This is a genomic window from Nocardioides baekrokdamisoli (assembly GCF_003945325.1).
In the GTDB taxonomy this organism is placed as follows: Bacteria; Actinomycetota; Actinomycetes; order Propionibacteriales; family Nocardioidaceae; genus Nocardioides; species Nocardioides baekrokdamisoli.
This window is the reverse complement of record NZ_AP019307.1, coordinates 167,593-182,570: the sequence shown is the minus strand read 5'-3', so window position 1 is coordinate 182,570 and position 14,978 is coordinate 167,593. Positions and strand designations below refer to the sequence as shown.

Genomic DNA, 14,978 nt, shown 5'->3' with positions numbered 1-14,978 from the left:
AGAGGCTCAGAAGATGACTTCGCCCGACTTGCGGCGGGACCGAAGCAACTGCACTGCCTCATCGAGGATCTCGGCAGCCTCAGCGTCCGAGCGACGCTCCTTCACGTACGCAAGGTGCGTCTTGTACGGCTCGATCTTCGGTGCCGGCGGAGCATTCTCCGCGTCGAGACCGGCCGGCAGGCCGCACTTCGGGCAGTCCCACGAGTCGGGCGCCGTGGCCTCGACCGCGAACGTGATCACCGAGCGGTGCTCGTGGGCGCAGAAGTAGACAACTGCCTTCCGCGGAGCGGCTTCGCCCCGTTCCGCTTCGCCCATCGGCCCAGCGCCGACTCGGCTTCCACGGATCGCGTTTCCTCCGCCAGCCATGCGTGTCCTCTTCTACGTAGTCAGGATTGATGCCGCCACTGCGGCGCAGGTCAAGTGCCGCCCAATGAGCGGCGATGGTGCTTCGCGTCAGCGGTAGGCCAGGTACATACCCAGCCCGATCACGGTTGCGAACCAGATGATGCCGATGCCGACAGTGAGACGGTCGAGGTTGCGCTCAGCGACCGACGAGCCACCCAGCGAACTGGACACACCGCCACCGAACATGTCGGACAGGCCACCACCGCGTCCCTTGTGCAAGAGCACCAGGACGATGAGGAACAGGCTCGTCAGGACGAGGATCGAGGTGAGGAAGATTTCCACGGTGGGGATCCTATGTCAGGCAGCGACGCCAGTTGGCATCAGGACAGCACCGGCAAGTCGTAGAAGCGCGCGATGCCCGCGAACTCCTCGGCCACGAGGCTCGCACCGCCGACCAGCGCACCGTCCACGTCCGTCTCAGCCATCAACGCCGCAACGTTGCTTGCCTTGACCGAACCGCCATAGAGAACGCGGGTCTTGGCAGCGACCTCATCCCCGTACGACTCCGCCAACTGCGCCCGAATGGCCCTGCAGACCTCCTGCGCATCGGCAGGCGTCGCCACCTCACCGGTTCCGATCGCCCACACCGGTTCGTACGCGATGACGCTCGCTGAGACCTGATCGGCGCTGAGGCCGGCCAGGGATCCGACGACCTGCGCGGTCACATGAGGAACGTGCGTACCCTCGCGACGGATCTCGATGCCCTCGCCGACACACACGATGGGCGTCATCCCCGCGGCCAACGCCACTGCCGCCTTCTCAGCGACCAGCGCGTCTGTCTCACCGTGGTACTCACGACGCTCGGAGTGCCCGACGACCACGTACGCGCATCCCAGCTTGCTCAGCATCGCTGCCGAGATCTCGCCTGTGTAGGCGCCATTCGGGTGGATGGACACGTCCTGAGCGCCGTACTTGATCGAGAGGTGGTCGCCGTCGACCAAGGTCTGCACCGAACGCAGATCGGTGAACGGCGGCACCACGACGACCTCCGCCTTGGCGAAGTCGTGCTTCTTGTCGTGCAGGACGGTCGCAAGCTTGTTGACCAGCGAGACGGCCTCAGCATGGTTGAGGTTCATCTTCCAGTTGCCGGCCATGAGGGGCGTACGAGTCGTTGATGTGCGCTGGGCCATGATCAGGCCTCCAGGACCGTGATGCCGGGGAGGGTCTTGCCCTCGAGGTACTCCAGCGAGGCGCCGCCGCCGGTCGAGATGTGACCGAACTGGTCGTCGGAGAAGCCGAGCGTACGCACCGCCGCCGCCGAGTCGCCGCCGCCGACGACCGACAAGCCGTCGACCTTGGTGAGAGCTTCGGCCACCGCTCGCGTGCCCTCCGCGAAGGCGGCGATCTCGAACACACCCATCGGGCCGTTCCAGAAGACGGTCTTCGCATCGGCGAGGGCTGCCGCGAACGCCTTGCCCGACTCCGGGCCGATGTCGAGACCGAGCGTGCCTGCCGGGATTTCGGTCGCAGGCACGACACGCGCCGAGGCGGCGTCACCGAACGAGTCGGCGACCACGATGTCGGTCGGCAACAGGATCTCGACGCCCGACGCCTTCGCACGGTCGAGGTAGTCGAGCACGGTCGGGATCTGGTCCTCCTCGAGCAATGACGCGCCGATCTCGTACCCCTGCGCCTTGAGGAAGGTGAAGAGCATGCCGCCGCCGATGATCAGCTTGTCGGCCTTCTCCAGGAGGTTGTCGATGACTCCCAACTTGTCCGAGACCTTCGAGCCGCCAAGCGCCACGACGTAAGGCCGCGCCGGGTTCTCGGTGAGCCGCTTGAGTACATCGACCTCGGTAGCGACGAGCGAGCCCATCGCGTGCGGAAGGATCGTGGCGATGTCGTACACCGAGGCCTGCTTCCGGTGTACGACGCCGAAGCCGTCGGAGACGTACGCGTCGGCCAGCCGGGCGAGTTCCGCCGCGAAGGCGCCGCGGACGGCGTCGTCCTTGGACGTCTCGCCAGCGTTGAAGCGGACGTTCTCGACGACGGCAACCTGGCCGTCGGCAAGGCCTGCAACGACTGCCTGAGCCGAAGGTCCGACAGTGTCCGTGGCGAATGCGACATCGGCACCGAGCAACTCGCCGAGCCGCTTCGCGACCGGAGCCAGCGAGTAGGCGGGGTCCGGAGCGCCGTCGGGTCGGCCGAGGTGCGCGGTCACCACCACGCGGGCACCCGCGGCAGCCAACGCCTGAATGGTGGGTACCGAGGCACGGATCCGACCGTCGTCCGTGATCTGACCGTCCTTGAGCGGGACATTGAGGTCGGAGCGTACGAGGACGCGCTTGCCAGCGACGCTGTCCAGGAACTCGGGGGCGAGAGCGGCGTGAGAGCCCATGAATCAAAGAGTCTTTCCGATGTAGGCGACGAGGTCCGCGAGTCGGTTGGAGTAGCCCCACTCGTTGTCGTACCAGGACGCGATCTTGACTTGATTGCCGATGACCTTGGTCAGCGGGGCGTCGAAGATCGACGACGCCGGGTTGGTGACGATATCCGATGAGACGATCGGGGCCGTCGAGTACACGAGGATCCTGCCGTCGGCGGCCTTGCGGACGATCTCGTTGATCTCTTCGACGGTCGTCTCCCGGGACGCCTCGAACGACAGGTCGGTCAGCGAACCCGTCGGCGTGGGCACCCGCAGCGCGTAGCCGTCGAGCTTGCCCTTCAGGTCGGGCAGGACCAGACCGATCGCCTTCGCGGCTCCGGTGCCAGTAGGCACGATGTTGACGGCCGCGGCGCGGGCACGGCGGAGGTCGCTGTGGATGTTGTCCTGCAGGTTCTGGTCGGCCGTGTACGCGTGGATCGTCGTCATCAGCCCCTTCTCGATGCCGATGCCCTCGTGCAGCGCTTTCGCCACCGGGGCAAGGCAGTTCGTCGTGCAGGAGGCGTTCGAGACCACGACATGGTGCTCCGGGTCGTACGTGCCCTCGTTGACGCCCATGACGATCGTCGCGTCCTCGTTGGTCGCCGGGGCGGAGATGATCACCTTCTTGGCGCCGCCGTTGTCGACGTGGGCGCGTGCCCTGGTCGCGTCGGTGAAGAAGCCGGTCGACTCGACGACGATGTCGACATCGAGCTCGGACCACTTCAAGTTCGCCGGGTCCCGCTCGGAGAACACCTTGACGACCTGGTCGCCGATGGTGATCTCGCCCTCAGCGGCGGTGACCTCGGCGTCGAGGATGCCGAGGATGGTGTCGTACTTGAGCAGGTGAGCCAACACCCTGACGTCCGAGAGATCGTTGACGCCGACGATCTGAATGTCCAGACCCGAGGCGCGTACCGCCCGGAAGAAGTTGCGACCGATCCGGCCGAATCCATTGATACCTACGCGGACAGTCATGACGACTCCTGTGGGGTGAGGGTCTTCATTGACCCTGCCTGGGTTTGGGCCCAACGACGACCCGAGTCGAAACTCTAACTATCAGCGCGCTGCGCGCATACCCATCCGGAGCAGCGTGTTCGAGCGTCCGGACCCTCAGTCGTCGACCAGCATGTCCGGCGTGAGCGAGGCCTCGGTTCCGGGGATGCCGAGCTCCTCGGCGCGCTTGTCGGCCATCGCCAGCAACCGTCGGATCCTGCCGGCGATCGCGTCCTTCGTCAGCGGGGGTTCGTGCAGCTGACCGAGCTCCTCCAAGGAAGCCTGCTTGTGCTCCAGGCGCAACTTCCCGGCAAGCTGGAGATGATCCGGGATGTCTGCACCGAGGATCTCGACAGCGCGCTCGACACGCGCGCCAGCAGCAACCGCTGCGCGGGCCGACCGGCGGAGGTTCGCGTCGTCGAAGTTGGCCAGACGGTTCGCGGTGGCGCGTACTTCACGGCGCATGCGCCGCTCCTCCCAGGCCATCAGCGACTCGTGCGCCCCGAGACGAGCCAGGAGTTGCCCGATGGCGTCACCGTCACGGATCACCACCCGGTCGACACCGCGTACCTCGCGGGCCTTCGCCTGGATGCCCAGACGCCGCGCGACACCGACCAGCGCAAGTGCTGCCTCGGATCCGGGGGCAGTCACTTCCATCGAGGACGAGCGGCCGGGCTCTGTCAGCGAACCGTGAGCCAGGAACGCGCCACGCCACGCCGCGACCGAGTCACAGACTCCGCCGGACACGACCGCCGGCGGCAGACCGCGTACGGGCCGCCCAGCTGCGTCGAGGAGGCCAGTCTGGCGCGCCAGCGCCTCGCCGTCGCGGGCTACCCGCACGATGTAGCGAGCCCCCTTGCGCAACCCGTTGGCCTGCACGACCGCAACCTCGGCCTGGTGGCCGTACAGCTCCGCGATGTCCTTGCGGAGTCGGCGTGCAGCCGCTCCGGTGTCGAGTTCTGCCTCCACCACCACACGTCCGTTGGCGAGGTGGAGCCCACCCGCGAACCTCAACGTCGTGGACACTTCTGCTCGCCGACAACAGATCTTGGTGATCGGTGTGTTCGCGAGTTCAGCCTTCACCTGTGCCGTCATCGCCATGCCCGGAGTCTCCCACGTACGTCAAACACCCGTCAGGCCCGGGCCGCCTGCTGAGCGCCGGTCTCGGCGAAGATCGCGGCGAATGCTTTCGACAAGGTCTCGGGGTCGTGCCGGGCGGTTCCCGGCACCGCGACCACATGCTCCAGCAGCCGCGCATCACACGCCGCTGCCGTCTGCCGCAGGTCGCTCAGCCCATCCATCTCCGGATCGACGAGGACGGTGTGAATCGGGATCTCCGGAGCGTGCTGGACCAGCACCGCGAGGTGTTCGGCGGGGCCCAGCCCCTGCGTCTCCCCCGCCTGCTCGTCCAGGTTCATCACGACGACGACCTTGGCCGATGTCGTCGCGAGCGCCTCACGCAGTGCGGGCACCATCAAGTTGGGCAGCACCGAGGTGTACCAGGAGCCGGGACCGAGCACGATCCAATCGGCGTCCGCGATCGCCTGAACCGCTTCAGGGGCTGCAGGCGGGTCCTCAGGCACGAGGCGGATGGAGTCGATCACGCCGCTCGTTGTGGCAATGGCCACCTGGCCACGGACCTCAGTCGTGGCCTTGGGATCTTCTGCCAGACCGTGCACGTCCGCGACGAGGTCCATCGGGACCAGCGCCATCGGGAGCACCCGGCCGCGAGCGCCGAGTAGGCGGCCGACCCAGTCGAGTGCCTGGACGTGGTCGCCCAATTGCTCCCAGAGCCCGACGATGAGCAGGTTGCCGAGATTGTGACCGTTCAACTCCCCGCTGCCGGCGAAGCGGTGCTGGAGCACGCTCGCCCAGGTCTCACCCCAGTTGCTGCGCCCGCAGAGAGCCGCCAGCGCCATCCGTAGGTCGCCTGGCGGGAGCACGTCGAACTCCTTGCGGAGCCGGCCGGACGATCCCCCGTTGTCGGCGACCGTCACGACCGCAGTGATGTCGGCGACTTCCTTGCTCTCCTCGAGAAGGCGGAGTGCTGACAGGGATGCGTGCAGGCCGTGTCCACCACCGAACGCGACGACCTTGGGGTTCCTGGTCGTCACCGGATCACTCCTTGCCCAGATCGCGGTGGATCGCCCGGGCGTCGAAACCGTCGTTGCTCATCCGCTGTGCGATCTCCTCGGCCATCGCGACACTGCGATGCTTGCCGCCGGTGCAGCCGATGGCGATCCGCATGAATCGCTTGCCCTCCCGGAGGTAGCCGTTGGCGACGACTTCGAGGACCGGAACATAGCCACCCAGGAATTCCGCTGCCCCCGGCCGACTCTTCACGTACTCGGCGACCTCGGGATTGTCACGGCCGTTGCCGGGGCGGAGTTCGGGGATCCAGTGCGGGTTCGGCAGGAAGCGCATGTCGGCTACGAAGTCGGCATCGACCGGCAGCCCGTATTTGAAACCGAAGCTGATCACACTCACCTTGAGCCGAGTGGTGTCCGGCGTACCGAAGGCGCTCGCGATCCGCTCGGTGAGTTGATGCACGTTGAGGCTGGTCGTGTCGATGACCAGATCAGCTTCGGCACGGAGGTCGGCGAGGACGGCGCGCTCACGCTCCAGCCCGTCCAACAGGCGATCGATGCCCTGCAGCGGGTGCGGACGACGCGCCGCCTCCTGGCGGCGTACGAGGACCTCGTCGTTGGCGTCGAGGAAGAGCAGCGTGTACGGCCGACCGATGCCGTCGGCCAACCGCTCACGCAGGCTGCCGAAGAACGACCCGCTGCGTACGTCGACCACGACCGCGATCCTCTGGGCGGGGCCGGCATTCGCGTTGACGAGCTCGATGACACTCACCAGGAGGTCGGGCGGGAGGTTGTCCACCACGTAGAAGCCGAGGTCCTCGAGTTCCTTGGCGGCAGTGCTGCGACCGGCGCCGGTCATGCCGGTGACGATCACGACCTCGCCGAGATCACCATTCGCGGCCAAACGTTGCGCCATCAGACTTCCTCCACCTCACCTGTCGCCGTGTTGACCGCCACCCTAGGAGATCCCGTTCCGTCCGCGACCGCATTCCTGATCGCTTCAGCGGTACGCATCCCGATGCCCGGCACCTGCGCGATCTCCTCGACCGTGGCCGCCCGGAGCTTTCGCACCGATCCGAACCGAACCATGAGGGCCTTGCGTCGGATCTCACCGAGTCCGGGCACGCCGTCCAGGACCGACTCGACCATCGACTTGGAGCGCCGGTTGCGGTGATGGGTGATGGCGAACCGATGGGCTTCGTCCCGGACACGTTGGAGCAGGTACAGCCCCTCGGAGGACCTCGGCAGGATCACCGGATCCTCCTGGTCGGGCAGCCACACCTCCTCGAGTCGCTTGGCCAGCCCCACTACCGGAATGTCGGACAGACCCAGCTCGGCGAGAACCTCGGTCGCAGCGATCACCTGCGGCTGTCCCCCGTCAACCACGACCAGCCCCGGGGCGTACGCGAATCCGCGCGGTCGCCCGGTGTCCGGGTCGATCAGCAGCGGCCCGTCCTCCCCCGCATCGCGGGTCTCATCAATGAGACGCTTGAACCGTCGGCCGATCACCTCGCGCATCGCGGCCAGGTCGTCGGAGCCGTCCTGATCGCGAATGATGAAGCGCCGGTACGCACTCTTGCGCGCCAGGCCATCCTCGAACACCACCATGCTGGCGACGATCTCGGTGCCCTGCAGGTGAGAGACGTCGTAGCACTCGATCCGCAACGGGGCCTCGGCAAGCTCCAGAGCGTCCCGGAGCTCCTCAAGGGCCTGATTGCGAGTTGTGAGATCGGAGGCGCGCTTGGTCTTGTGGATCACGAGGGTCTGCTCGGCGTTGCGAGTGACCGTCTCCTGCAACGTCTTCTTGTCACCGCGCTGCGGGACCCGTACCGACACCTTCGATCCGCGGAGCTCACTCAGCAGTTCCTCCACGATGATCGCCTCGGCAGGCTTCGCCGGGACGAGGATCTCCTTCGGGATCGCGTCCGGCTCCTCCGATCCGTACAACTGCACCAGGAAATTCGAGACGAGGTCACCGGTCGTCGAGTCATCGACCCGATCAGCCACCCAGCCTCGCTGACCCTTCACGCGCCCACCGCGCACGTGGAAAACCTGCACCGCAACCTCGAGTGGATCCTCAACCAGGCCGATCACGTCGACGTCGGCTCCGTCACCGAGCACGATCGACTGCTTCTCCAGCGCTCGGTTGAGCGCTCCGAGGTCATCTCGCAGACGGGCTGCACGCTCGAAGTCCAGGCTGTCCGAGGCGGCGTACATGTCCTTCTCGATGCGGCGGACGAAGCCCTGCGTCTGTCCGGCCATGAACGAACAGAAATCGTCCACAATCGCGCGGTGCTCCTCCGGCGTCACCCGGCCGACGCACGGCGCGCTGCACTTGCCGATGTAGCCCAGCAGGCAGGGTCGGTCGATCTGCTCGGCACGCTTGAACACACCGTTCGAGCACGACCGCATCGGGAAGACCCGCAGGAGCACGTCAACGGTCTCGCGGATAGCCCAGGCGTGGCCGTACGGGCCGAAATAGCGGGTGCCCTTGCGCTTCGCGCCCCGCCCGACCATCACCCGCGGGTACTCATCACTCAGGGTGACCGCGAGCCACGGGTACGACTTGTCGTCCCGATACTTCACGTTGAAGCGCGGTTCGTACTCCTTGATCCACGAGTACTCCAGCGCGAGCGCCTCGACCTCGGTGCCGACGACGGTCCAGTCGACGCTCGCCGCCGTCGTCACCATCGTGGCCGTACGCGGGTGCAGGTTGCCGATGTCCTGGAAGTATGACGAGAGGCGCGGTCGCAGGGACTTCGCCTTGCCGACATAGATCACCCGGCCCGTCGAGTCCCGGAATCGATAGACCCCCGGCTGCGTCGGGATCTCTCCCGGCGCGGGACGGTACGACTGCGGGTGGGCCATTCGACAAGCCTATGGGCCGGCGCCGACATTCCCGTCGGGCCCGGCCGACGGCCTCGCTCAGGCGGCGAAGATGCTGCCGCCCTTGACCTTGATCGCGACCGGGGTGAGCGCGCTCGGCGCCGGGCCACCGGTGACCTGACCGGTGGAAGCACTGTAGGTCGATCCATGGTGAGCACAACTGATCGTTCCGTCAGCGACCGATGTCACGTTGAAACCCTGGTGGGTGCAGACCGCGCTGAAGGCGTCGAATGTGCCCGCCGTGGGTTGCGTGATGACCAGGCGCTGGTCGCTCAGGATGATTCCGCCCCCGACTGGGATCTCGGACGTGGTCGCCAGCGGCGTCGGCGCGGCGCCGCTGCTCGAACCACCGCTTGGTGACCCGCTGGTGGCGGGCGTGCTCGGCTGGGTCCCCGACGTCGGCGTCGTGCCGCATCCGGCGAGAGCTGCGGCGATCCCCAGGGATCCCAGTCCCGTGAAGACGATCCGGCGGCTGATCGGAGTGTTCGCATCCATGCGGTCACCCTACGGGCGTCGACTCGAGCCACCCTCTGTCACCCGCTGTGAATCCGCCCTGAATCAGGCCCCGAGCAAAGGCTGCAGGAAGCGTCCCGTGTGGCTGTCCGGATGTTTCGCCACCTGCTCCGGGGTCCCCTCGGCCACCACAATGCCTCCGCCGGAGCCACCCTCCGGACCCATGTCGATCAACCAGTCCGCGGTCTTGATCACGTCGAGGTTGTGCTCGATCACGAGCACGCTGTTGCCCTGGTCCACGAGCTTGCCGAGCACCAGCAGCAGCTTGCGGATGTCCTCGAAATGCAGGCCGGTGGTCGGCTCGTCGAGGACGTACATGGTGCGTCCGGTGGAGCGCTTCTGCAGTTCGGAACTGAGCTTGACGCGCTGTGCCTCACCGCCCGACAGCGTGGTCGCCGGCTGGCCGAGGCGTACGTAACCCAGTCCGACCTCGACGAGTGTCTTCATGTGACGCGCGATCGTCGGGACAGCCGCGAAGAACTCGACCGCCTCCTCGATCGGCATGTCAAGAACCTCACCGATCGACTTGCCCTTGTAGTGCACCTCGAGCGTCTCGCGGTTGTAGCGCTGGCCGTGACAGACCTCGCACGGGACGTACACGTCCGGCAGGAAGTTCATCTCGATCTTGATCGTCCCGTCGCCGGCGCAGGCCTCGCAGCGGCCGCCCTTCACATTGAAGGAGAAGCGCCCCTGCTGATAGCCGCGGACCTTCGCCTCCGGCGTGGAGGCGAACAATTTGCGGATGTGGTCGAACACACCTGTGTAGGTCGCCGGGTTGCTCCGGGGCGTACGCCCGATCGGGCTCTGATCGACGTGAATGACCTTGTCGACGTGCTCGAGCCCCTTGACCGTCTTGTGTTTGCCCGGGATCGCGCGAGCGCCGTAGATCTCCTTGGCGAGGCTCGTGTAGAGAATGTCGTTGACCAGGGTCGACTTGCCGGATCCGGAGACGCCGGTCACCGCGACGAACAGCCCGAGCGGGAATGAGACGTCGATGTCGCGCAGGTTGTGCTCCCGGGCACCGATGACCTTGAGCTCGCGGCCCTTCTGTCGCGGTCGACGGATCTCCGGCACCGGGATTGAGCGCTTGCCCGACAGATACTGACCGGTCAGCGACGCCTCGTTCTCATACAGGGCCTTGACGGTGCCGCTGTGCACCACGTGGCCGCCGTGCTCACCCGCGCCGGGGCCGATGTCGACGATCCAGTCCGCCACCCGAATGGTGTCCTCGTCGTGCTCGACGACGATCAGTGTGTTGCCGAGCTCCTTGAGGCGGACGAGCGTCTCGATCAGCTTCTGGTTGTCACGCTGGTGCAGACCGATCGACGGCTCGTCCAGGACGTACAGGACGCCGACCAGACCTGCCCCGATCTGGGTCGCCAGTCGGATCCGCTGGGCTTCACCACCACTGAGCGAGCCGGACGGACGATTGAGGGACAGGTAGTCCAGTCCGACGTCGAGCAAGAAGCGCAGCCGTTCCTGGATCTCCTTCAGGACTCGCTCCGCGATCTGCTTCTCGCGATCGGTGAGAACGACGGCGTTGAGGTACGCCGCCGCGTCCGCGATCGGCATGGCGCAGACCTCCGCGATGCCCTTGCCTCCGGACTCCTTGGCACCCAACGTGACGGCGACGGACACCGGCTTGAGTCGCGACCCGCCACACGCCGGGCACGGCACCTCCCGCATGAACCCTTCGAACCGCTCGCGGCTGACGTCGGACTCCGCATCCTTGTGACGGCGCTCGATGTAGGTACGTACGCCCTCGAACTCGGCGTCGTACGCCCGCTGGCGGCCGTAACGGTTGGTCGTGACCACGTGGACCTTGGTGCGGTGGCCGTTGAGGATCGACTCTTGGGCACCCTTCGACAGCTTCCGCCACGGGGTGTTGAGGTCGAACCCCAACTCCTCGCCGAGAGCGCCCAGCAGACGCAGGAAGTAGTCCTGGACGTGGGCCTGACTCCACGGCTGGACGGCGCCCTCGCCGAGGGTCGCGTCCGGGTTCGGGATCACGAGCTCCGGGTCGACCTCCATCCGGGTGCCCAGGCCAGTGCACGCCGGACAGGCCCCGAACGGGCTGTTGAACGAGAACGAACGAGGCTCGAGCTCATCGGTGTCGATCGCATGCTCGTTCGGGCACGACATCCGCTCGCTGAACTTGTGCTGCTCACCAGAGTCGACGAAGTCGATGACGACGAGGCCGCCGGCCAACTCCAGCGCGGTCTCCACCGAGTCGGTGAGTCGGCGCTTGCTCGACTCCTTGACCTGCAGTCGGTCGATGACGACCTCGACGGTGTGCTTCTTCTGCTTCTCCAGCGTCGGCGGGCTGTCCAACGTGTAGGTCTCGCCATTGACCCGCGCGCGGCTGAAGCCCTGCGCCTGCAGCTGCGGGAAGAGGTCGACGTACTCACCCTTCCGACCGCGGACCACCGGCGCGAGGACCTGGAAACGGGCTCCCTGCTCCATCGTGAGGATGCGGTCGACGATCTGCTGGGGCGTCTGACGTTCGATCGGCGCACCGCAGGTCGGGCAGTGCGGGCGACCGGCGCGCGCGTAGAGCAGCCGGAGGTAGTCGTACACCTCGGTGATCGTCCCGACCGTCGATCGCGGGTTCTTCGACGTCGACTTCTGGTCGATCGACACCGCCGGGCTCAGGCCCTCGATGAAGTCGACATCCGGCTTGTCCATCTGGCCGAGGAACTGCCGCGCGTACGCACTCAGCGACTCGACATAGCGCCGCTGACCCTCCGCGAAGATCGTGTCGAAGGCAAGGCTCGACTTGCCGCTCCCGGACAGGCCGGTGAAGACGATGAGCGAGTCACGGGGCAACTCGAGTGAGACATCCTTGAGGTTGTGCTCCCGCGCACCCCGGATGACCAACTGATCCGCCACGCGTCTCCCCCTCGACCTGTTCGAACGTATGTTCGCCACCCTAACAGGCGGCCCCGACAATTCTGTCGTGCCGCCGGGCATGATGGACACGTGAGCTACACGGGTGAGGTGAAGCCGGGCGGACCGGCAGACGTACGCACGCTTGCGCAGCTCGAGATCACGAAGGTCGCTGTCGACCCGACGATGTCCAACAACTGCTATGTCCTGCGCTGTCGACGTACCGGCGAGGCGTTGCTGATCGACGCGGCCGACGAGCCCACAACTCTTGCGCCGCTCCTCGACGGAGTCACCGCGATCATCACCACGCACCAGCACTGGGACCACCACCGTGCGCTGCCGGCGTTGGCCGACGGCCGCGAGATCCTCGCCGGCGAGCCTGACGCCGACGCAATCACGGCTGCCACCGATGTCCCCGTGACCCGCCGGCTCAGCCAGGGTGACCGGGTCCACGTAGGCGAGTGCGCGCTGGAGGTGATCGCCGTCCGCGGCCACACCCCCGGTTCGATCGCGCTGCTCTACCAGGACCCCGATGGAAGCCCCCATCTGTGGACCGGCGACTCACTGTTCCCCGGCGGCGTCGGCGCCACCTTCGGTGACGAGGCCGCATTCCAGGAACTGATCACCGATGTCGAGGAACGGATCTTCCAGCGGCTTCCCGATGACACGTGGTTCTACCCGGGGCACGGCAATGACTCGACACTGGGCACCGAGCGTCCCCATCTGGGCGAATGGCGTGAACGCGGCTGGTGAGCCCTAGGCTTTCGACCGTGATCGAACTGCGTACGCCTGCCCAGATCGAGCAGATGAAGCCTGCCGGGGCGTTCGTCGCGAGCGTCCTCACGGCGCTTCAGGAGAAGGCCACAGTCGGCGTCAACCTCCTGGAACTGGACGCCCTCGCCCACCAGATGATCAAGGACCGCGGCGCCGAGAGCTGCTACATCGACTACCACCCGAGCTTTGGCGCGAGCCCGTTCGGCAAGGTGCTGTGCACTAGCGTCAACGACGCCGTCCTGCACGGCCTCCCGCATGACTATGTACTGCAGGACGGCGACCTGTTGAGTGTCGATTTCGCAGCCAGCGTGGACGGCTGGGTGAGCGACAGCGCGCTGAGCGTGATCGTCGGTACGCCCCGCGAGGAGGACGTACGCCTGATCGAAACGACGACGAGGGCGCTCGAGGCAGGCATCGCCGCAGCACAGGCAGGCAATCGGATCGGTGACATCTCTGCCGCCATCGGCGAGGTCGCACATGGCGCCGGTCTCGGCATCAACCTTCAGTTCGGCGGCCACGGTGTCGGGCGGACCATGCACGGAGAACCGCACGTCCCGAACGACGGCAAGGCTCGGCGCGGGTTCCCGCTGCAGCCCGGTCTGGTGATCGCGATCGAGCCGTGGTTCCTGCACACCACCGATGAGATCTACACGGACCCGGACGGCTGGACGCTGCGCAGCGCCGACAAGTCCCGTGGCGCGCACATGGAGCACACGGTCGCGATCACCGCAGACGGGCCGCTGATCCTCACTCAGCGCTGATCCGAACGGCTCGAATCTCATCCCCCGAAAGGGGTAGCCCGATCGAGTTTCCGCAGGTCAGAGTAGGTGTGCTGGCGGAGATGGCATACCAGTGGTGCGTAACACAGGCGTAGGACAGCAAGCTCGCTTTCCAAACGTCGATCCGCGGGAGTATCGTTCCTCCAGAACCGCTGGCGACCCGAGACGCCAGCGGTTCTTTCACGTCCCGGCGACGCCAGTGCACGTCCCGGCCGGTGCTCAGCCGAGAGAGATGCGGAAGTAGTCGGCCCGCAGCAGGATCATCTCGGCACGAGCAAGACGGGGCTTGTCGGACCCGTCCCGGATGACACGCCCGCCGGCCTCGAACGACTCCACGAAACCGACTGCCCAGGCGACGTCCGCCGAGGTCGGGCTCATCGACTCATTGATCACGACGGGCTGCTCACCGTCCAGGCACAACTTGCCGGTCATGCCCATGGAGACCCCGTCCGCGCACTGTTCGCGAATGACGCCGTGGGTCGAGGACACCGTGGGAGTGTCGATCGGGCCCGTCAGACCGCCGATCTTCGAGGCCACCACCAGGCGGCTGCGCGGGTACGCCATCGCGAGCGGCGTGTTCTCGGCCCCGGTGTCCTTGCGGTAGTCGCCGCCCCCGAAAGCGAGCCGGAAGGCTCCCTCCGCCCGGGCGATCCCGACCGCTTCCTCCACACCGAGCGCAGACTCGACGAGTGCGGTCACCGGCGTGGTTCCGCCCAAGGCTCGGAACGTCTCCGTGACGCTCGCGGCGGACTCGGCCTTGGCCAGTACGACGCCCGCCAACCCAGTCAGGCCGGCCAACGCCTCGACATCGGCGCGCCAGGCATCGGTCGTGACGTCATTGATCCGGACCCAGGCAGTGCCTCCCCCGCCCAACCATTCCACGACGTACTCGCGAGCCAGGTCCTTCTTCGAGTCGTCGACCGCGTCCTCGATGTCGAGGATCACCGCGTCCGCCCGACCCAACTGCGCCGCGTCGTACTGGTCGGCCCACAGCGCGTTCACGAGTTGCCAACTGCGTGCGTGCGCAGCGTCGACCCGATCCTTCTCCCGTACGGCTCGGCGGTCGGTCAGGTCGGCGCTGTGGTTCATCGCGGATTCGCTCTCAAGAGGGTGAATCTCGAGGCTAGGCCCGAGCACCGGTTACTCGCGCGTGCGCGAACCCCTTCTGTCAAGGCCGGCTGGCCCGCGTGCAAGTGGAACTGGCCTGACGCGTGCGAATGCAAGGCGCCGGAGGGAAGCGGGCCTCGCGGGCCCGCGACCGAAGAGCAACGCCGCAGGCGCTCCGTCAGG

Annotated in this window: 14 protein-coding genes; 2 read left to right on the top strand and 12 right to left on the bottom strand. The window is 66.6% G+C overall.

Annotation, left to right across the window (positions count from 1 at the left end; genetic code table 11):
- Positions 1-6: 6 nt before the first annotated feature.
- The 11 genes from KCTC_RS00755 to uvrA all read right to left on the bottom strand — a co-directional run bounded on the left by KCTC_RS00755 (position 7) and on the right by uvrA (position 12,138).
- On the bottom strand, positions 7-366 hold the full coding sequence (locus KCTC_RS00755; RefSeq protein WP_125565845.1) for an RNA polymerase-binding protein RbpA: 360 nt from the start codon (positions 364-366) through the stop codon (positions 7-9).
- 87 nt (positions 367-453) lie between these two features.
- Complete coding sequence (gene secG / locus KCTC_RS00750) at positions 454-687, bottom strand: preprotein translocase subunit SecG (protein WP_125565843.1); 234 nt, start codon at positions 685-687, stop codon at positions 454-456.
- 38 nt (positions 688-725) lie between these two features.
- A complete protein-coding gene (gene tpiA, locus KCTC_RS00745) occupies positions 726-1,535 on the bottom strand; it encodes a triose-phosphate isomerase (protein WP_125565841.1) in 810 nt (269 codons plus the stop codon).
- Between the two features lie 2 nt (positions 1,536-1,537).
- Entirely contained in the window at positions 1,538-2,743 is a 1,206-nt protein-coding gene (locus tag KCTC_RS00740; RefSeq protein WP_125565839.1) for a phosphoglycerate kinase, read from the bottom strand.
- Between the two features lie 3 nt (positions 2,744-2,746).
- Positions 2,747-3,745 carry a type I glyceraldehyde-3-phosphate dehydrogenase gene (gap, locus tag KCTC_RS00735; protein WP_125565837.1) on the bottom strand — a complete coding sequence of 333 codons (999 nt, stop codon included), beginning with the start codon at positions 3,743-3,745 and terminating at the stop codon, positions 2,747-2,749.
- A gap of 135 nt (positions 3,746-3,880) precedes the next feature.
- On the bottom strand, positions 3,881-4,864 hold the full coding sequence (gene whiA / locus KCTC_RS00730) for a DNA-binding protein WhiA (RefSeq protein ID WP_125565834.1): 984 nt from the start codon (positions 4,862-4,864) through the stop codon (positions 3,881-3,883).
- A gap of 32 nt (positions 4,865-4,896) precedes the next feature.
- A complete protein-coding gene (locus KCTC_RS00725) occupies positions 4,897-5,877 on the bottom strand; it encodes a gluconeogenesis factor YvcK family protein (protein ID WP_125565832.1) in 981 nt (326 codons plus the stop codon).
- 4 nt (positions 5,878-5,881) lie between these two features.
- Complete coding sequence (gene rapZ / locus KCTC_RS00720) at positions 5,882-6,766, bottom strand: RNase adapter RapZ (protein WP_125565829.1); 885 nt, start codon at positions 6,764-6,766, stop codon at positions 5,882-5,884.
- Entirely contained in the window at positions 6,766-8,718 is a 1,953-nt protein-coding gene (gene uvrC, locus KCTC_RS00715; RefSeq protein WP_125565827.1) for an excinuclease ABC subunit UvrC, read from the bottom strand. The genes rapZ and uvrC overlap by 1 nt, the downstream gene beginning before the upstream one ends.
- Positions 8,719-8,775: 57 nt before the next feature.
- The gene (locus tag KCTC_RS00710) at positions 8,776-9,231 is read right to left on the bottom strand and encodes a Rieske (2Fe-2S) protein (RefSeq protein WP_125565825.1); all 456 of its coding nucleotides are present in this window, start codon (positions 9,229-9,231) and stop codon (positions 8,776-8,778) included.
- Positions 9,232-9,294: 63 nt separating this feature from the next.
- Entirely contained in the window at positions 9,295-12,138 is a 2,844-nt protein-coding gene (gene uvrA, locus KCTC_RS00705; protein ID WP_125565823.1) for an excinuclease ABC subunit UvrA, read from the bottom strand.
- A 90-nt stretch (positions 12,139-12,228) separates the two neighbouring features.
- Here uvrA and KCTC_RS00700 point away from each other — a divergent pair, with 90 nt between their 5' ends.
- Together KCTC_RS00700 and map are read left to right on the top strand one after the other, a co-directional pair.
- Entirely contained in the window at positions 12,229-12,888 is a 660-nt protein-coding gene (locus KCTC_RS00700; protein WP_125565821.1) for an MBL fold metallo-hydrolase, read from the top strand.
- Between the two features lie 17 nt (positions 12,889-12,905).
- Positions 12,906-13,670 carry a type I methionyl aminopeptidase gene (gene map / locus KCTC_RS00695; protein ID WP_125565819.1) on the top strand — a complete coding sequence of 255 codons (765 nt, stop codon included), beginning with the start codon at positions 12,906-12,908 and terminating at the stop codon, positions 13,668-13,670.
- Between the two features lie 237 nt (positions 13,671-13,907).
- On the opposite strand, the gene KCTC_RS00690 is transcribed toward map, so the two are convergent.
- Positions 13,908-14,777 carry an HpcH/HpaI aldolase/citrate lyase family protein gene (locus tag KCTC_RS00690; protein WP_125565817.1) on the bottom strand — a complete coding sequence of 290 codons (870 nt, stop codon included), beginning with the start codon at positions 14,775-14,777 and terminating at the stop codon, positions 13,908-13,910.
- Positions 14,778-14,978: the final 201 nt, after the last annotated feature.